A 17471-nucleotide genomic window follows, 5' to 3' on the forward strand; every position below is an offset into this window, starting at 1 on the left:
ATGTGAAACCATCAATAGTAAACAGAATAAAATCAAACTGGACGCTGAAACGTCTAGGTAAAGTGGCAATGACAGTGGCTTTCACACTTGTGATTGCCATTTTTCTTTTAGCCATGCTGGGAACGGTGGTTCAAGCTGCGGGCTTGGTAGATGATACGGTCAATGTGGCAAATGAATACAGCCGATACCCACTTGAAAACTATCAACTGGATTTTTATGTGGATAATAGCTGGGGCTGGCTTCCGTGGAACTGGTCGGACGGGATTGGAAAACAGGTCATGTATGGACTATATGCCATTACCAATTTTATTTGGACAATCAGTTTGTATGTTTCCAATGCGACAGGTTACTTAGTACAGGAAGCCTATTCCTTAGACTTCATTTCCGCTACAGCAGATTCCATTGGTAAGAATATGCAGACCTTAGCTGGTGTGAGTGCAAACGGATTTTCAACAGAGGGTTTCTATGTTGGATTCCTCTTACTCTTGATTTTGGTTCTTGGGGTTTATGTTGCCTATACGGGACTGATAAAGAGAGAAACCACAAAGGCAATTCATGCCATTATGAATTTTGTGCTGGTGTTTATCCTATCGGCTTCCTTTATTGCCTACGCTCCCGACTACATTAAAAAAATCAATGACTTTTCATCAGACATCAGTAATGCCAGTTTATCACTTGGCACGAAGATTGTCATGCCCCATTCCGATAGTCAAGGCAAGGACAGCGTGGACTTAATCAGAGATAGCCTGTTTTCCATACAGGTTCAGCAACCGTGGCTACTGCTTCAATACAACAGTTCAGACATTGAAAGTATCGGTATTGACCGTGTGGAAAGCCTGCTCTCCACCAGCCCAGATTCCAACAATGGCGAAGACAGAGAAAAAATTGTTGCGGAAGAAATTGAAGACAGAAGCAATACCAATCTAACCATTACAAAGACCATTAACCGTTTAGGTACAGTCTTCTTCCTATTTGTCTTCAATATTGGGATTTCCATATTTGTATTCCTATTAACAGGAATCATGATTTTCTCGCAGGTACTTTTTATCATCTATGCTATGTTTCTGCCTGTGAGCTTTATTTTAAGCATGATTCCATCATTTGATGGTATGTCAAAACGAGCCATAACAAAGCTCTTTAATACCATTTTGACACGAGCTGGAATCACATTGATTATTACGACAGCATTTAGTATTTCAACCATGCTCTATACCTTATCGGCTGGTTATCCGTTCTTTTTGATTGCTTTTCTACAGATTGTGACCTTTGCAGGAATCTACTTCAAGCTGGGCGATTTAATGAGTATGTTTTCTCTACAGAGTAACGATTCTCAAAGTGTGGGAAGTCGTGTGATGAGAAAACCTCGTATGCTTATGCACGCTCACATGCACCGTCTACAGCGGAAACTTGGACGTTCCATGACTACTCTAGGGGCTGGGTCTGCCATTGTTACAGGTAAAAAAGGACAGTCGGGTTCGGGGAGTTCTGCAAGGACACAAGCAGATCACTCCCGACCAGACGGAAAGGAAAAATCAACACTTGGAAAACGTATCGGTCAAACCATCGGTACAGTAGCTGATACCAAAGACAGAATGGTAGACACTGCTAGTGGTTTGAAAGAACAGGTTAAAGATTTGCCGACCAATGCAAGATATGCAGTATATCAAGGAAAATCCAAAGTAAAAGAGAATGTCCGTGATTTAACCAGTAGTATTTCTCAAACCAAAGCGGACAGAGCCAGTGGACGCAAGGAACAGCAGGAACAAAGGCGAAAAACCATTGCGAAGCGTCGCTCTGAAATGGAACAGGTCAAACAGAAAAAACAGCCTGCTTCTTCTGTTCATGAAAGACCGACTACAAGACAAGAACAATATCATGATGAACAGACCTCAAAACAGTCTAATATTCAGACTTCATATAAGGAATCTCAACAAGCCAAACAAGAGCGTCCAGCAGTTAAGTCCGATTTTTCAAGTCCAAAAGTGGAACGCCAAGGCAATACCGTTCAAGAAAAAACCGTTCAAAAGCCAGCAACTTCAACCACTACAGCAGATAGAACTTCACAACGTCCAATCACAAAAGAACGTCCGTCTACTGTTCAAAGAGTACCACTACAAAATACAAGAAGTAGACCACCAATCAAAACCGCCACCATTAAGAAAGTCGGTAAGAAACCATGAAGTTGAAAACTTTAGTGATTGGTGGTTCTGGATTATTCTTGATGGTCTTCTCACTGCTTCTGTTTGTTGCCATTTTATTTTCAGATGAACAGGACAGCGGAATTTCCAATATTCATTATGGAGGTGTGAATGTTTCCGCAGAAGTGCTGGCTCATAAGCCTATGGTAGAAAAATATGCCAAAGAATATGGCGTTGAAGAATATGTCAACATACTTCTTGCGATTATACAGGTGGAATCGGGCGGTACTGCGGAAGATGTTATGCAGTCCTCGGAATCCCTCGGTCTTCCACCTAATTCATTGAGTACAGAAGAATCCATTAAGCAAGGTGTGAAGTATTTCAGTGAATTATTAGCCAGTAGCGAAAGGCTCAGTGTAGATTTAGAATCGGTTATCCAGTCCTACAATTATGGTGGTGGTTTCTTAGGGTATGTGGCTAATCGTGGAAATAAATATACCTTTGAACTGGCTCAAAGTTTCTCAAAAGAGTATTCAGGTGGCGAAAAAGTGTCTTACCCCAATCCCATAGCCATACCTATCAATGGGGGCTGGCGATACAACTATGGCAATATGTTTTATGTGCAACTGGTAACGCAGTATCTTGTCACAACAGAGTTTGATGATGATACGGTACAAGCCATCATGGACGAAGCACTGAAATATGAGGGCTGGCGATACGTTTACGGTGGAGCTTCCCCGACTACTTCTTTTGATTGTAGCGGACTGACACAATGGACGTATGGAAAAGCTGGAATTAACTTACCACGAACCGCACAACAGCAATATGATGTGACCCAGCATATCCCACTATCGGAAGCACAAGCTGGCGATTTGGTTTTCTTTCATTCTACCTATAACGCTGGCTCTTATATTACTCATGTTGGGATATACCTTGGCAATAACCGTATGTTTCATGCAGGCGACCCAATCGGTTATGCCGACTTAACAAGCCCCTACTGGCAACAGCATTTAGTGGGAGCAGGACGAATCAAACAATGAGAAAGGAAGATTTAATGATGAAATTTAGAAAAAATCAGAATAAAGAAAAACAGATACCAAAGGAAAAGAAACCTCGTGTCTACTATAAGGTCAATCCTCATAAAAAGGTTGTGATTGCCTTGTGGGTACTTTTAGGGCTTAGTTTCAGCTTTGCGATATTCAAGCACTTTACAGCTATAGATACTCATACTATTCACGAAACAACTATCATAGAAAAGGAATACGTTGATACTCATCATGTAGAAAATTTTGTAGAGAACTTTGCGAAAGTCTACTATTCATGGGAGCAATCCGATAAGTCCATTGATAATCGAATGGAAAGTCTAAAAGGCTATCTGACAGATGAACTTCAAGCTCTCAATGTTGATACAGTACGCAAAGATATTCCTGTATCGTCTTCTGTAAGAGGATTTCAGATATGGACGGTAGAGCCAACTGGCGACAATGAGTTTAATGTAACCTACAGTGTAGACCAGCTCATTACAGAGGGAGAAAATACAAAGACCGTCCACTCTGCTTATATAGTGAGTGTCTATGTAGATGGTTCTGGAAATATGGTACTGGTTAAGAATCCGACCATTACCAACATACCTAAGAAATCAAGTTATAAACCAAAAGCCATTGAAAGTGAGGGGACGGTTGATTCCATTACAACCAATGAAATCAATGAGTTTTTAACGACGTTCTTCAAGCTCTATCCTACAGCGACAGCCAGTGAACTTTCCTACTATGTGAATGACGGGATATTAAAACCAATCGGAAAAGAGTACATCTTTCAAGAACTGGTAAATCCTATTCACAATCGTAAGGATAATCAAGTCACGGTATCGCTGACAGTGGAGTATATCGACCAGCAGACCAAAGCAACGCAGGTATCTCAATTTGATTTGGTACTTGAAAAGAACGGGAGTAATTGGAAGATTATAGAATAACAAATATTGGTACATTATTACAGCTATTTTGTAATCACGTACTCTCTTTGATAAAAAATTGGAGATTCCTTTACAAATATGCTCTTACGTGCTATTATTTAAGTATCTATTTAAAAGGAGTTAATAAATATGCGGCAAGGTATTCTTAAATAAACTGTCAATTTGATAGTGGGAACAAATAATTGGATGTCCTTTTTTAGGAGGGCTTAGTTTTTTGTACCCAGTTTAAGAATACCTTTATCATGTGATTCTAAAGTATCCGGAGAATATCTGTATGCTTTGTATGCCTATGGTTATGCATAAAAATCCCAGTGATAAGAGTATTTATCACTGGGATTTTTATGCCCTTTTGGGCTTTTGAATGGAGGAAAATCACATGAAAATTATTAATATTGGAGTTTTAGCTCATGTTGATGCGGGAAAAACTACCTTAACAGAAAGCTTATTATATAACAGTGGAGCGATTACAGAATTAGGAAGCGTGGACAAAGGTACAACGAGGACGGATAATACGCTTTTAGAACGTCAGAGAGGAATTACAATTCAGACAGGAATAACCTCTTTTCAGTGGGAAAATACGAAGGTGAACATCATAGACACGCCAGGACATATGGATTTCTTAGCAGAAGTATATCGTTCATTATCAGTTTTAGATGGGGCAATTCTACTGATTTCTGCAAAAGATGGCGTACAAGCACAAACTCGTATATTATTTCATGCACTTAGGAAAATGGGGATTCCCACAATCTTTTTTATCAATAAGATTGACCAAAATGGAATTGATTTATCAACGGTTTATCAGGATATTAAAGAGAAACTTTCTGCCGAAATTGTAATCAAACAGAAGGTAGAACTGTATCCTAATATGTGTGTGACGAACTTTACCGAATCTGAACAATGGGATACGGTAATAGAGGGAAACGATGACCTTTTAGAGAAATATATGTCCGGTAAATCATTAGAAGCATTGGAACTCGAACAAGAGGAAAGCATAAGATTTCATAATTGTTCCCTGTTCCCTGTTTATCACGGAAGTGCAAAAAACAATATAGGGATTGATAACCTTATAGAAGTGATTACGAATAAATTTTATTCATCAACACATCGAGGTCAGTCTGAACTTTGCGGAAAAGTTTTCAAAATTGAGTATTCGGAAAAAAGACAGCGTCTTGCATATATACGTCTTTATAGTGGCGTACTGCATTTGCGAGATTCGGTTAGAATATCGGAAAAGGAAAAAATAAAAATTACAGAAATGTATACTTCAATAAATGGTGAATTATGTAAAATCGATAAGGCTTATTCCGGGGAAATTGTTATTTTGCAGAATGAGTTTTTGAAGTTAAATAGTGTTCTTGGAGATACAAAGCTATTGCCACAGAGAGAGAGAATTGAAAATCCCCTCCCTCTGCTGCAAACGACTGTTGAACCGAGCAAACCTCAACAAAGGGAAATGTTACTTGATGCACTTTTAGAAATCTCCGACAGTGACCCGCTTCTGCGATATTATGTGGATTCTGCGACACATGAAATCATACTTTCTTTCTTAGGGAAAGTACAAATGGAAGTGACTTGTGCTCTGCTGCAAGAAAAGTATCATGTGGAGATAGAAATAAAAGAGCCTACAGTCATTTATATGGAAAGACCGTTAAAAAAAGCAGAGTATACCATTCACATCGAAGTTCCACCGAATCCTTTCTGGGCTTCCATTGGTTTATCTGTATCACCGCTTCCGTTGGGAAGTGGAATGCAGTATGAGAGCTCGGTTTCTCTTGGATACTTAAATCAATCATTTCAAAATGCAGTTATGGAAGGGATACGCTATGGCTGTGAACAAGGATTGTATGGTTGGAATGTGACGGACTGTAAAATCTGTTTTAAGTATGGCTTATACTATAGCCCTGTTAGTACCCCAGCAGATTTTCGGATGCTTGCTCCTATTGTATTGGAACAAGTCTTAAAAAAAGCTGGAACAGAATTGTTAGAGCCATATCTTAGTTTTAAAATTTATGCGCCACAGGAATATCTTTCACGAGCATACACCGATGCTCCTAAATATTGTGCGAACATCGTAGACACTCAATTGAAAAATAATGAGGTCATTCTTAGTGGAGAAATCCCTGCTCGGTGTATTCAAGAATATCGTAGTGATTTAACTTTCTTTACAAATGGACGTAGTGTTTGTTTAACAGAGTTAAAAGGGTACCATGTTACTACCGGTGAACCTGTTTGCCAGCCCCGTCGTCCAAATAGTCGGATAGATAAAGTACGATATATGTTCAATAAAATAACTTAGTGTATTTTATGTTGTTATATAAATATGGTTTCTTGTTAAATAAGATGAAATATTTTTTAATAAAGATTTGAATTAAAGTGTAAAGGAGGAGATAGTTATTATAAACTACAAGTGGATATTGTGTGCTGAGAGCTTTCTTCTATACTAATAGACGAAAGGGTGTGAAAATGATTTTTAAATGATACTGTGGAACGGAACAGTAGCCCTAGTATTGACTACTGTCGTTTCTATTCATATTGGCTATTCTAGGACTGAGATGAAAAAATCTATAAATGCTCAGAATAAAATTGAACCCGCAAATCTCCCCAAAACAATGGTGAGTCATGTACTTGTATTATTCCGAAAAAATACACCTCTGGTGCAGTGAGACAAATTGGTGTATCTTATAGTGGCTTCGTAGATGAAAGCTATACTCTACTATCACTCTTTGATGATGTAGAACAAATTGAAAAAGATAATAGACTTCAGACAGCTATTGATGTTGTCAGAGAACAGTTTGGTTTTTTAGCCATACAAAAAGGAACCGTCCTAACTGAAGGTTCCAGAAATATTGAACGCAGTAAACTTATCGGTGGTCATTCCGCGGGTGGATTGGAGGGATTAAAATGAAACAAGAAAAAAATACAGTACAATTTTCAGAAATCCGTAGCAAAGGATGTAATGATATTGAAATGCTTGAAAGATTTTTACATGGAATCGTTGAAACAGCAACTTCAAAACTTCGTCAGAGAAAACTCAAAACAACTGAAATATCGATACGACTAGTACATGCTAAATCTGAAAACCGATTACCATTGGAATTTACATTTAGCATTAAGCCAACAAGCTCATCTGTGATAATCTATACTGAGGTAATCAATCGCTTTAAAGAATGTTACACAGGTGGGGGAATTCAAGGTTTTACGATTCAATTTGATAAAAATACCCTTGCCTCTGCATAGAAAGGATTTGATATGATTGACCGTTCATATTTACCATTTCAATCAGCAAGAGAGTACCAGGATACAAAGATGCAAAAATGGATGGGCTTTTTCCTATCTGAACATGCATCAGCACTCTCTGATGATACAAACAAAGTAACGTACATGTCTGACTTATCACTAGAGAAGAAATTATTACTCCTCAGTCAAGTATACGCCGGGCAGCTACGCACACGCATTCAAGTGATTGAAAAAAACAAGCGTGTTTCCTACACTGGAACAATACCAAGTCTGACCAAAGATTTCATTTTGATAAAAACTACAACAGGTCACATCAATTTGAAATTAAAAGACATTATTAGTATTGAACTTGTCGAGGAGGTGCTCTATGAATCAGCTTGAGTTTCAGCGTAATCACCTACAAATGGACTATTATAGCGAGAGCTACCAAGATTTTGAACGTGACTTCTACCGCTACTCTAACATGAATATTCCATTGACCTTCCTAACTGATGATATCCTAAAAACAATGGCGACTTCACGTAAGAATTACTTTGTCCTCAATAAGGAAAAGTCCAGAGATAACCGCGATCACTTCTTCATATTTGAAGTAAGTACCGTAGATGAGAATCCGCTAATCTATCATTATACATATAAGAAAACTACAATATATTTAGCAGAAAAATAGGAGCAGTTCAATTGACTGTTCCTATTTTTAATATTCATAAAATCTAAAGTCTTTATACTCTTTAACAATGGAGTCGCCAACCAGAACAGACTATACTGACCAGCGACTACCTTAAATTTAATGTTTCAGATTTATTTTCTTATCTCTAATTTCATAAACTACATCTGCTACATTTTCGAGTAATCGTTTATCGTGGGTGATAAACACGATAGTTCCGGTGTACTCCTTCATTAGTATTTCCAAAGCCTCTAAACTTGGTATGTCAAGGAAGTTACTGGGTTCATCCATTATTAGGATGTTATATCTACCCATGAGCATTTTAGCAAGCAACAATTTTATAATTTCTCCACCGCTTAAAACAGATAAACTTTTTCCAATATCGTTCTGTTTGAACCCCATAGATGCTAGCACTGAACGAATTTCTGATATATTGTAGTCACAATCCTTCTGCATAAACTCCATAACATTCTGATTACTGTTGTACTTGTAACCATTCTGTGCAAAGTAACCTATTTTTGCCTTAGGCGAAATAGAAATTCCTTCTTCATGGTTTAAGATCATTTGGATTAAAGTTGTTTTTCCGATTCCATTACCACCAGTTAACGCCACTTTTGCTCCTAACGGAATTTGAAAAGATGCATTTTCAAACAGAGCCTTATCCCCAAATACTTTATTAATTTCTGCACCGACTATAGGGTATGGATTATGGAGCTCCAATGCTTTACTTTGCCTGAAACGAATTCTGCGAATGCCTTCCGGAGCTTCTACTTTTCCTAAGGCCGCAATCCTGTGCTCTAGGGTTTTAGCAGCATTATACATCTTTTTTTCCTTACTTCCTATTGATTTTTGATGAGCTAAACGCCCTCCGTCTTCAGTACTTTTTTTCTTTGAAGAACCTTTTGCCTTCTGTTCTATTTTACGAGCCTGTTTTCGCTTTTCCTCCGCAGCCCTTTCCAATCGGGCACGTTCCGCAATAAATTGTTCGTATTCTGCAGCTTGGCTCTTACGTTCTTCCTCTTTCTGACGAAGATAATCAGAATAGTTTCCCCAATACTCAGTGATTTTGCCATCTTTCAGTTCCCATATTTTATCTACTATTTCATCAAGAAAATAGCGGTCATGGCTAATAACTAACAGTGCACCTGTAAAATATTTTAGCTGTCCTATTAGAAAATCAATTCCTTCACGGTCTAAATGGCTCGTAGGTTCATCCGCTAAAATACCATGAACCTGTGCCGATAAGGCCTGTGCTATTTTAAGCCTTGTTTCTTCACCACCGCTCATAGTCTGTATATTTAATTGCTCAACACCTAGCTTGCCTACAAGTGCAAAATCTTTTTCCTCCTGCAGAGTTACTTCGTCCAACTGGGGAATATAGGCAAGTTCACCCAGACGATTCATTTTACATCCTGGGGGAGTTAATTCTCCTAAAAGTACCCTGAGTAAAGTGCTTTTTCCAGCACCATTTGCTCCTACTAAACCAATACGGTCATAATCATATACTTCTAATTCATTTATATCTAAAACATCGCGTCCTTTGAATTCCACACGAATGTCTTTTGCTTTTAATATTAATTCCATAACATTTCCTCCTGTCTATAATCGCATGCTTTCATTTGCTTGTATGCAGGGAAAACCCTGCGATTTTAGCAGGAAGAGTTACATGAAAATAAGATACATAAATATTCCTCCAATATTGTTTATTTTAAATCTAATTTTCTAACCTCAGTTATCATTTGGCAAACTATAGCAATGCCAATAATTAAAATACCTGATAGTAAAAACCAATGATTTACACCGATTTTATCAGCAAAGAATCCAGAAAGAATTAACCCAATTGGCATAGCAAGTGACATGATACTTCCGATCAAAGAAAATACACGTCCTAAATATTCAGGCTTAATTTTCTCCTGAAAAAGAGCTGTTTGCACACCGCTATAAAATGGCACCGAAAGCCCCATTATTGCACAGCAAACTACGAATATTACAAATCCATTTGGAGGAAGTATTCCCGAAACGGCTAAACTGGTCCCCATTATAAAAAATGAACTTGTTATTAGTAATACATGCTTTTCGAAGCCCCCTAATCTTCCTAATAATAAGCCTCCTGCTAGCATCCCAAATGCAAAGGAAATTTCCGTAATAGAAATATGCACAGGCGTTCCATTAAAGTGTTCCATGCTTATTAAAGGAAATAGTGCATTGATTGGCATATAAACAAAAGTATATAGTGTTCCTAAGAGTAATAAGGCAAACAATCCTTTGTTTTGTCTCAGAACCACAACTCCTTCTTTCATCTCCCTTATGAAATTTGGTTCTAAACTTTGCACTTGATTACCCAGCTTAGGTATACGTACAATTGCTACCGTAATAGATGCAATCACAGCACCCAATACGTCGATGGCAATAATAGCATTTAAATCCCAAACGGAGTATAAGAGTGCTGCAACTGCCGGACTAACAATATAGCTTATAGACTGCAAAGACTGACTATAGCCTGCGCATTTCGTTAGCTGTTCTTCTGGTACTAAAAGTGGTGTAACCGCATTGAGTGCTGGGGTATGAAAAGCTGTTCCAATGCTACGGATAAACAATACTATCATAATCATCCAGACAGGTAGCTCCATACAGAATGCAACAATAGCAAGCACTGCACCAGCTGCTGCGATAATTAAATCGGCACCAATCATTATCTTCTTCCTATCATGACGATCCACTAGCACACCAATGGCAGGTCCCAAAATCGCATAGGGTAAAAAACCTACTAATGAAGCCATAGACAAGACCATCGCAGATCCTGTTTTTTCTGTAAGGTAAAAAATAATCGCCATTTGCAGGATGGCACTAGTGATTAATGATACTGCTTGCCCTGCCCATATTGCATAAAATTTTCGTTTCCAATTGTTGTATTTTTCCATTTATATTATCTCCTGCATATTATTTTGCTTGAATTTCTATTTTGAATAGCATTCTAGGCAATAAAAAATGCAGGCCAAACCCCACAATGTGGCTTTTGGTCTGCATACATACAATTTGGAAACATTCATATTAAAGACATAGTTAAATAAAGGTATAGTTAAATAACCAATATCCTCACCGTAACTAATGAATGCTCAATATCGTATAAATAAGCACAACAAAAAAGCCTATCATCGGGTATAGATTCTGCTTTTTTTATTGCCAGCTTATCTTAAACGCATTGAGGCTGTCATAGTTTCGGTTCCTCCTACATCTTTGTTTATATCAATTTATAGTATAACACAACAAGATGATATGTTCAATATAAAAGTTATGGAATGAGACTCATACTTCCAATTCGATGCCAGATTTAAAGGATATGACGAAGTTTTCTTCATAGACTGTAACGCTCTGGATTATCTTCCTTAGTAGCAAGCGATTAGCTTTCACAAAATCTTCTGTTTGTAGTTTTAAAAATTCATCAGGATTTTCTAACTCAACCTCAAAATATTTCATTTTACATTCCCTCATTTCATTTATTGATAAATTGAGTTTGCAAAAAAGAGTGGACAATTTTTGTCTACTCTTAACCTTTAAAATAGTTTTTTTTAATCGATTTGAAGTTGCCTAAATTATTACTTATTCGGTAAAATGAAGTATTGCTTTCAACAGATTTCCTTCAACTACACTTCACTTGATTCAAACAAGGTGGGTACATTTCTATTCCCACAAACTCCTTGTCAATGGAAACAAACACGTACCCACAGGGTAAATGGAAATAGAAACTGATAATTTCTAGCTATCACTTCTACTCATTCCAAAAATTTTCTCACTCTGATACTTACCCACCATAAAGCAAAAAGCCTTGCAATCAAGGCTTTCATTATCCCTTTCGTTCAAAGGTTTCTAAGCTTTTACGAGCAGAGCGACACACTCAGCGGTTCGCTATCTCCGTTCTGTCTGCGTGCTAGCACTTGTCAATCACGGACAGCTATCGCATGGGCGGAAGTAAATGCTAATCTTCGTCGTTTTACTCCTTGACTAGCAAACTTACCGCCTCAACATGTCCTGTATGTGGAAATAAAACACGATTAAAGATAAGGGAAGATACTGAATTAAAAAAATTCCCCCTCTATTGTCCGAAATGCAGACAAGAAAATTTAATTGAAATAAAGCAGTTCAAAGTAACTGTGATTACAGAGCCAGACGCAAAGACGCAGAGCCGATAAAATGAGATTAATACAATCTCATTTTATCGGCTCTTTCCGTTATGTATGGATTCTTTTAATTAGTCTTCGATGTTTCTTGCTTCGTTGATACCGCTGGCTAAAGATTCCATTAAGGATAGTTCTTTGTCTGTAAAGCTATCCATGTATTTCTCTATCTGTAATCGTCGGGTGCTTTTTACCAAGTTATTAGCAGGTAAGAAAAATTCATCAACGGAAACATGAAGTAACGATACAAGGTCATAAAGAACTTGTATGCTGGGGTGTTGCCCTTTATTTTCAATATTAGTTAAGTACCGTGGGTCAATTTCAATCAATGCTCCCACTTGTTCACGAGTTAAACCTCGTTTCAATCGAGCTTCTTTAATGGCTAAACCAAAGGCTCTAAAATCATATTTATCTTCTTTTTTACGCATAGTAGACCACCTCTATACATTTTATTGTTCCTACTGAATTAAAAACAGGTATAGAAAAACGTGTTATATGGTTTATAGGTTTATATTTAATAAAAAGCACTACTAAACGCCAATAAAAAAAACCGTTATATGGTAGTGCTATTTACGCTGTTAAAATATTGTATATTACTTCCAAATGGCGGTTTGTTGGAGGTCAACGTCGCCATGAAGTACATCATATACAATAAATTTCCTTACATTGGGTTCTTGTCAAAAAAAGTCGTCTATCTGCAATAGATAAGTACGTCCACCAATGTGGTTTTATAAATCATATAGATAGAATAACAGAAGCATGTAAACAGAGAAATAAATCTGTTTATATGCTTTTTTGGCTATTCAGAACTTTTTTACAAAGTTTATTTATCAGTAATGCAACAAATCCCCCTTTCACATTGGGACTAAGAGTGAAAGGAGATAAACGAGCAAGGCTCACTTCCTTTCCTAGACAGAAAGGGGGTGAGAAACATGAAACCATCTTCTTTTCAGACCACAATAGAAAATCAGTTTGACTATATCTGTAAACGTGCTATGGAAGACGAGCGAAAGAATTATATGCTTTATCTTTCAAGGATTGCAAAGCGTGAGGTGTCCTTTTCGGATGTTGGCGATTATCTTGTTAGCCAGTTTGCGACAACAGATAACTATTCAACTGACTTTCAGATTTTTACACTCAATGGGTTATCAGTAGGCGTTGAAAATGATTTGTTGAGTGAAGCATTACGTGAGTTGCCAGACAAGAAACGTGAAATTCTACTGCTGTTTTACTTTATGGACATGAGCGATTCAGAAATTGCAGACCTGTTGAAATTGAACCGTTCTACTGTCTATCGGCATAGAACCAGTGGACTAGCCTTAATTAAAAAGTTTATGGAGGAATTTGAAGAATGAAAACACAATATCCTATGATTCCCTTTCCTCTCATTGTAAAGGCAACAGATGGCGATACCGAAGCGATTAACCAGATTCTACATCATTACAGAGGGTACATAACGAAGCGTTCCCTACGACTTATGAAAGATGAATATGGCAATCAAAGTATGGTCGTTGATGAAGTCTTACGTGGAAGAATGGAAACCAGACTGATTACAAAGATTTTGTCATTTGAAATTAAGTAATATCCTCTCTCCTTTCGTGGAAGCGTGCTAAACCATTCCACGCTTCCCGAACAGGGAGGTTTGTTATTCCACCAAAGCATATTGAGCTTTCAATGTGTTTTGATAGGCTAACGAGCCATTGTTCTTTGAAAACTGAATAAAAGTAATCGAATACGTTTCGATAAGAAAAGAGCCAACGGAACTAACCGCCATGACCTATCTTATAAAGATAGCGAGCGATTCATGTTAGTGATCCGAGAAGCAATCTTTAGCAGGATTGCCTGCAACGACATTCTTATCGTGATAATGATACTCCCATACAGTCAATAGTCCGAGCGTGATAAAACCGTCGCAGGCAATGAGTATGGCTACATGAGAACCATGCAGGGGTGGAACTCCCGTGAGCTTTGCTAAAGCTGTTCGATTGCTGGTAAAACAACTTTTATGAAATCCAAATAAGTGATTTGGAAAGGAGGATTTTATGAAGCAGACTGACATTCCTATTTGGGAACGTTATACCCTAACCATTGAAGAAGCGTCAAAATATTTTCGTATTGGCGAAAACAAGCTACGACGCTTGGCAGAGGAAAATAAAAATGCAAATTGGCTGATTATGAATGGCAATCGTATTCAGATTAAACGAAAACAATTTGAAAAAATTATAGATACATTGGACGCAATCTAGCGTCGCCAAAGGGTCTTGTATATGATAAAATAGTATTAAGTCGTATCAAGGCTCTTTCCATAAAGGAAAGGAGCAAATGCCATGTCAGAAAAAAGACGTGACAATAAAGGTCGAATCTTAAAGACTGGAGAGAGCCAACGAAAAGACGGAAGATACTTATACAAATATATAGATTCATTTGGAGAACCGCAATTTGTTTACTCGTGGAAACTTGTGGCTACAGACCGAGTACCAGCAGGAAAGCGTGATTGTATCTCACTTAGAGAGAAAATCGCAGAGTTACAGAAAGACATTCATGATGGTATTGATGTTGTAGGAAAGAAAATGACACTCTGCCAGCTTTACGCAAAACAGAACGCTCAAAGACCAAAGGTTAGAAAAAACACTGAAACTGGACGCAAATATCTTATGGATATTTTGAAGAAAGACAAGTTAGGTGTAAGAAGTATTGACAGTATTAAGCCATCAGACGCTAAAGAATGGGCTATTAGAATGAGTGAAAATGGTTATGCTTATCAAACCATCAATAACTACAAACGTTCTTTAAAGGCTTCATTCTATATTGCTATACAAGATGATTGTGTTCGGAAGAATCCATTTGACTTTCAACTGAAAGCAGTTCTTGATGATGATACTGTCCCTAAGACCGTACTAACAGAAGAACAGGAAGAAAAACTGTTAGCCTTTGCAAAAGCTGATAAAACCTACAGCAAAAATTATGATGAAATTCTGATACTCTTAAAAACAGGTCTTCGTATTTCAGAGTTTGGTGGTTTGACACTTCCAGATTTAGATTTTGAGAATCGTCTTGTCAATATAGACCATCAGCTATTGAGAGATACTGAAATTGGGTACTACATTGAAACACCAAAGACCAAAAGTGGCGAACGTCAAGTTCCTATGGTTGAAGAAGCCTATCAAGCATTTAAGCGAGTGTTAGCGAATCGAAAGAATGATAAGCGTGTTGAGATTGATGGATATAGTGATTTCCTCTTTCTTAATAGAAAGAACTATCCAAAAGTGGCAAGTGATTACAACGGCATGATGAAAGGTCTTGTTAAGAAATACAATAAGTATAACGAGGATAAATTGCCACACATCACTCCACATAGTTTGCGACATACATTCTGTACCAACTATGCAAATGCAGGAATGAATCCAAAGGCATTACAGTACATTATGGGACATGCTAATATAGCCATGACGCTGAACTATTACGCACATGCAACATTCGATTCTGCAATGGCAGAAATGAAACGCTTGAATAAAGAGAAGCAACAGGAGCGTCTTGTTGCTTAGTAGTACAAATGAATTTACTACTTATTTACCACTTCTGACAGCTAAGACATGAGGAAATATGCAAAGAAACGTGAAGTATCTTCCTACAGTAAAAATACTCGAAAGCACATAGAATAAGGCTTTACGAGCATTTAAGAAAATATAAAAAGATAATTAGAAATTTATACTTTGTTTAAAGATAAAAAAAATCTCCCTGCAAAGCAGAGAGAGTGTAAACGTAGACAAGTGCTCATTTATAAAAATCTATTAACTTCAATAAAGATAAATAACTTTATTGGTTAGAGTTATTCAGTCATCTACTGAAACTTTCCGCCGTGAGAAAAGTGCTAGAAACAATATTGTTTCTAGCACTCGGAATTATTGAGACCTCAGGCTCAATAATTAGTCATGGAACTTCATAGAAGTTCGCTGACGTCCGTTCTCGCCTAAGGAAAGTTTCTAAGATGACTTTGTCTTCAATCTTATTCTTCTAAACACATAGAAAATTCGTTTAGTTCTTGTCCCATTTAATCTTGTTTAGACAAATGAAGGTTAGGAATATTATTCCATCTTTGTCCCCTTATTTAAAATATTGCCCATTTTTCCTAGTCCCATCAGTAAGAGAGGGAAAGTGATAAGTGTTATAAGTCCTAGCCCAAGAAAAACAGCTACAAATCCACAAGTATCGATAAACCAACCAGTCAGTGGGAAGATAACGATCATGGATAGACTAAACATCATCGAATTGATACTAAGCATGGTTGCTCGAACACTAGATGGTAAATAGCCTTGTAAATCATTGTAGTAAATGGGTTGATAAACCGCGTATAGGGCATTGGTTAGAAGATAAACACTCAGATAGGCCAATGGAGTCTTCAAACCTACCAAAAACAAGGCCAGACCTGTCAGTGCAACTAAAATTGGAAAGACTTGATTGCTATTCCATTTTTTTCCGATTTGACTAGCCAGATAAACCGCTAGAAGATTTAAGAGACTACCAACAAGCATGATGAGCGATACTTGCCAACTGGCTAGGTCACTTATTTTCTGTTGGTAGTAAAAATAAAACATACACATGATGGTTCCTACCAGCTGAAAGGTGAACATCCAGTAAAACAAGACTGGTTTCTCCTGCCATTCTTGTTTCACTACCACCAATATCCGTTTTAAGGCTAAGTGATTTCTTTCACCACTCTTGCTCTCTGGCTCTTTCATTAGAAAAATCAAGAGAATGGATAGCGATGAAAGGCCAATAGCAATCAAGTAAGTCCAAGCCAATGCTCCGTGAATAAAGAAGCCTGCCACCACTGTCCCTAAAGTTCGGGTGACTTCAGCCACACCAGACAAGAAGCTAGAAATCTGAAGATAATGGTCCTTTTTACCCGCTTCTACAGCTGAATCATATAAGAAAGCCGTACTGGTCCCCGAATCAAAATTGTAGGACCAAGCATTGACCATCATCGCAATCGCATATATCCAAAAATTCCCTTGACCAAACAAAATCAAGATAGAAGACACAATACTAGCCAAGCGTGCCAAATAAAGATTGTTCTTGTAGCTAAACCGATCGGCCAACATACCAGATGGGATCTCACCCAATAGACTTGTCCCATGGAAGATACTTTCTAATAGACCGATTTGAAGTAAGGAAAGACCATTCTGAATGAAAAATAAAATCCAAAAACTAGTGATTCCAAAATAAGATGTGAATTCCAGTCCTGCTAGGAGTGGAATATTGCCTTTGTAAGTTCTTTTAAACAT

At 37.6% G+C, this 17471-nt stretch carries 20 protein-coding genes; 14 read left to right on the top strand and 6 right to left on the bottom strand.

From position 1 onward, the window contains the following. The first annotated feature begins 2 nt into the window (after positions 1–2). The 9 genes from DW738_RS03210 (at position 3) to DW738_RS03255 (ending at position 8014) form a co-directional block, all read left to right on the top strand. Entirely contained in the window at positions 3–2180 is a 2178-nt protein-coding gene (locus DW738_RS03210; RefSeq protein ID WP_000804748.1) for a membrane protein, read from the top strand. Next, complete coding sequence (locus tag DW738_RS03215; RefSeq protein WP_000769868.1) at positions 2177–3178, top strand: bifunctional lysozyme/C40 family peptidase; 1002 nt, start codon at positions 2177–2179, stop codon at positions 3176–3178. The genes DW738_RS03210 and DW738_RS03215 overlap by 4 nt, the downstream gene beginning before the upstream one ends. Continuing rightward, positions 3175–4110, top strand: coding sequence for a conjugal transfer protein (locus DW738_RS03220; protein ID WP_001224320.1), 936 nt, complete (start codon positions 3175–3177; stop codon positions 4108–4110). Before DW738_RS03215 ends, DW738_RS03220 begins: the two co-directional genes overlap by 4 nt. A 244-nt stretch (positions 4111–4354) precedes the next feature. Then, positions 4355–4471, top strand: coding sequence for a tetracycline resistance determinant leader peptide (locus tag DW738_RS03225; protein ID WP_001814923.1), 117 nt, complete (start codon positions 4355–4357; stop codon positions 4469–4471). A 15-nt stretch (positions 4472–4486) separates the two neighbouring features. Next, entirely contained in the window at positions 4487–6406 is a 1920-nt protein-coding gene (gene tet(M) / locus DW738_RS03230; RefSeq protein ID WP_000691729.1) for a tetracycline resistance ribosomal protection protein Tet(M), read from the top strand. A gap of 363 nt (positions 6407–6769) precedes the next feature. Continuing rightward, entirely contained in the window at positions 6770–7015 is a 246-nt protein-coding gene (locus tag DW738_RS03240) for a hypothetical protein (protein ID WP_001813542.1), read from the top strand. Beyond that, positions 7012–7347, top strand: coding sequence for a hypothetical protein (locus DW738_RS03245; protein ID WP_000806926.1), 336 nt, complete (start codon positions 7012–7014; stop codon positions 7345–7347). Before DW738_RS03240 ends, DW738_RS03245 begins: the two co-directional genes overlap by 4 nt. Before the next feature lie 12 nt (positions 7348–7359). Further along, positions 7360–7728 (top strand): hypothetical protein, encoded by a 369-nt coding sequence (locus DW738_RS03250; RefSeq protein ID WP_000567222.1) that lies wholly within the window; start codon positions 7360–7362, stop codon positions 7726–7728. Further along, positions 7715–8014: a DUF5960 family protein gene (locus DW738_RS03255; RefSeq protein ID WP_001072467.1), complete on the top strand. Its 300-nt coding sequence runs from the start codon at positions 7715–7717 to the stop codon at positions 8012–8014. The genes DW738_RS03250 and DW738_RS03255 overlap by 14 nt, the downstream gene beginning before the upstream one ends. Positions 8015–8131: 117 nt before the next feature. Here DW738_RS03255 and msr(D) read toward each other — a convergent pair whose 3' ends face one another. The 3 genes from msr(D) to DW738_RS03270 all read right to left on the bottom strand — a co-directional run bounded on the left by msr(D) (position 8132) and on the right by DW738_RS03270 (position 11488). Beyond that, positions 8132–9595: an ABC-F type ribosomal protection protein Msr(D) gene (msr(D), locus tag DW738_RS03260; protein ID WP_000420313.1), complete on the bottom strand. Its 1464-nt coding sequence runs from the start codon at positions 9593–9595 to the stop codon at positions 8132–8134. A 119-nt stretch (positions 9596–9714) separates the two neighbouring features. Further along, positions 9715–10932 carry a macrolide efflux MFS transporter Mef(A) gene (gene mef(A), locus DW738_RS03265; RefSeq protein WP_000417519.1) on the bottom strand — a complete coding sequence of 406 codons (1218 nt, stop codon included), beginning with the start codon at positions 10930–10932 and terminating at the stop codon, positions 9715–9717. A 385-nt stretch (positions 10933–11317) separates the two neighbouring features. Then, the gene (locus DW738_RS03270) at positions 11318–11488 is read right to left on the bottom strand and encodes a hypothetical protein (RefSeq protein ID WP_000873143.1); all 171 of its coding nucleotides are present in this window, start codon (positions 11486–11488) and stop codon (positions 11318–11320) included. Positions 11489–12009: 521 nt separating this feature from the next. On the opposite strand from DW738_RS03270, the gene DW738_RS03275 reads away from it, so the two are divergent. After that, positions 12010–12201, top strand: coding sequence for a cysteine-rich KTR domain-containing protein (locus tag DW738_RS03275; RefSeq protein ID WP_001860868.1), 192 nt, complete (start codon positions 12010–12012; stop codon positions 12199–12201). Between the two features lie 59 nt (positions 12202–12260). Here the strand turns inward: DW738_RS03275 and DW738_RS03280 are convergent, their stop codons facing one another. Further along, the gene (locus DW738_RS03280) at positions 12261–12614 is read right to left on the bottom strand and encodes a helix-turn-helix transcriptional regulator (RefSeq protein ID WP_001227347.1); all 354 of its coding nucleotides are present in this window, start codon (positions 12612–12614) and stop codon (positions 12261–12263) included. A 504-nt stretch (positions 12615–13118) separates the two neighbouring features. On the opposite strand from DW738_RS03280, the gene DW738_RS03290 reads away from it, so the two are divergent. Both DW738_RS03290 and DW738_RS03295 read left to right on the top strand, forming a co-directional pair. Further along, complete coding sequence (locus DW738_RS03290; protein ID WP_000804885.1) at positions 13119–13541, top strand: sigma-70 family RNA polymerase sigma factor; 423 nt, start codon at positions 13119–13121, stop codon at positions 13539–13541. Then, positions 13538–13768, top strand: coding sequence for a helix-turn-helix domain-containing protein (locus tag DW738_RS03295; RefSeq protein ID WP_000857133.1), 231 nt, complete (start codon positions 13538–13540; stop codon positions 13766–13768). The genes DW738_RS03290 and DW738_RS03295 overlap by 4 nt, the downstream gene beginning before the upstream one ends. Positions 13769–13993: 225 nt before the next feature. Here the strand turns inward: DW738_RS03295 and DW738_RS10380 are convergent, their stop codons facing one another. After that, on the bottom strand, positions 13994–14245 hold the full coding sequence (locus tag DW738_RS10380; protein ID WP_001845478.1) for a hypothetical protein: 252 nt from the start codon (positions 14243–14245) through the stop codon (positions 13994–13996). On the opposite strand from DW738_RS10380, the gene DW738_RS03305 reads away from it, so the two are divergent. Both DW738_RS03305 and DW738_RS03310 read left to right on the top strand, forming a co-directional pair. Beyond that, the gene (locus tag DW738_RS03305) at positions 14229–14432 is read left to right on the top strand and encodes an excisionase (protein WP_000814511.1); all 204 of its coding nucleotides are present in this window, start codon (positions 14229–14231) and stop codon (positions 14430–14432) included. The two genes, DW738_RS10380 and DW738_RS03305, sit on opposite strands and share 17 nt — an antisense overlap. 81 nt (positions 14433–14513) lie before the next feature. Beyond that, a complete protein-coding gene (locus DW738_RS03310) occupies positions 14514–15731 on the top strand; it encodes a tyrosine-type recombinase/integrase (protein WP_001291561.1) in 1218 nt (405 codons plus the stop codon). Between the two features lie 540 nt (positions 15732–16271). Here DW738_RS03310 and DW738_RS03315 read toward each other — a convergent pair. Further along, a complete protein-coding gene (locus tag DW738_RS03315) occupies positions 16272–17471 on the bottom strand; it encodes an MFS transporter (RefSeq protein WP_123160310.1) in 1200 nt (399 codons plus the stop codon).

The sequence above is a fragment of the Streptococcus sp. AM28-20 genome, assembly GCF_003603595.1.
In the GTDB taxonomy this organism is placed as follows: Bacteria; Bacillota; Bacilli; order Lactobacillales; family Streptococcaceae; genus Streptococcus; species Streptococcus ilei.

What these genes read in the sequence shown, in the direction of transcription:
- DW738_RS03290 (WP_000804885.1), top strand. Translation starts at nt 13,119, where the DNA reads ATGAAACCATCTTCTTTTCAGACCACAATAGAAAATCAGTTTGACTAT.
- DW738_RS03255 (WP_001072467.1), top strand. Translation starts at nt 7,715, where the DNA reads ATGAATCAGCTTGAGTTTCAGCGTAATCACCTACAAATGGACTATTAT.
- DW738_RS03315 (WP_123160310.1), bottom strand. Translation starts at nt 17,471, where the DNA reads ATGTTTAAAAGAACTTACAAAGGCAATATTCCACTCCTAGCAGGACTG.
- DW738_RS03305 (WP_000814511.1), top strand. Translation starts at nt 14,229, where the DNA reads ATGAAGCAGACTGACATTCCTATTTGGGAACGTTATACCCTAACCATT.
- DW738_RS03295 (WP_000857133.1), top strand. Translation starts at nt 13,538, where the DNA reads ATGAAAACACAATATCCTATGATTCCCTTTCCTCTCATTGTAAAGGCA.
- DW738_RS03250 (WP_000567222.1), top strand. Translation starts at nt 7,360, where the DNA reads ATGATTGACCGTTCATATTTACCATTTCAATCAGCAAGAGAGTACCAG.
- DW738_RS03280 (WP_001227347.1), bottom strand. Translation starts at nt 12,614, where the DNA reads ATGCGTAAAAAAGAAGATAAATATGATTTTAGAGCCTTTGGTTTAGCC.
- DW738_RS03310 (WP_001291561.1), top strand. Translation starts at nt 14,514, where the DNA reads ATGTCAGAAAAAAGACGTGACAATAAAGGTCGAATCTTAAAGACTGGA.
- DW738_RS03220 (WP_001224320.1), top strand. Translation starts at nt 3,175, where the DNA reads ATGAGAAAGGAAGATTTAATGATGAAATTTAGAAAAAATCAGAATAAA.
- DW738_RS03270 (WP_000873143.1), bottom strand. Translation starts at nt 11,488, where the DNA reads ATGAAATATTTTGAGGTTGAGTTAGAAAATCCTGATGAATTTTTAAAA.
- DW738_RS03215 (WP_000769868.1), top strand. Translation starts at nt 2,177, where the DNA reads ATGAAGTTGAAAACTTTAGTGATTGGTGGTTCTGGATTATTCTTGATG.
- DW738_RS10380 (WP_001845478.1), bottom strand. Translation starts at nt 14,245, where the DNA reads ATGTCAGTCTGCTTCATAAAATCCTCCTTTCCAAATCACTTATTTGGA.
- DW738_RS03245 (WP_000806926.1), top strand. Translation starts at nt 7,012, where the DNA reads ATGAAACAAGAAAAAAATACAGTACAATTTTCAGAAATCCGTAGCAAA.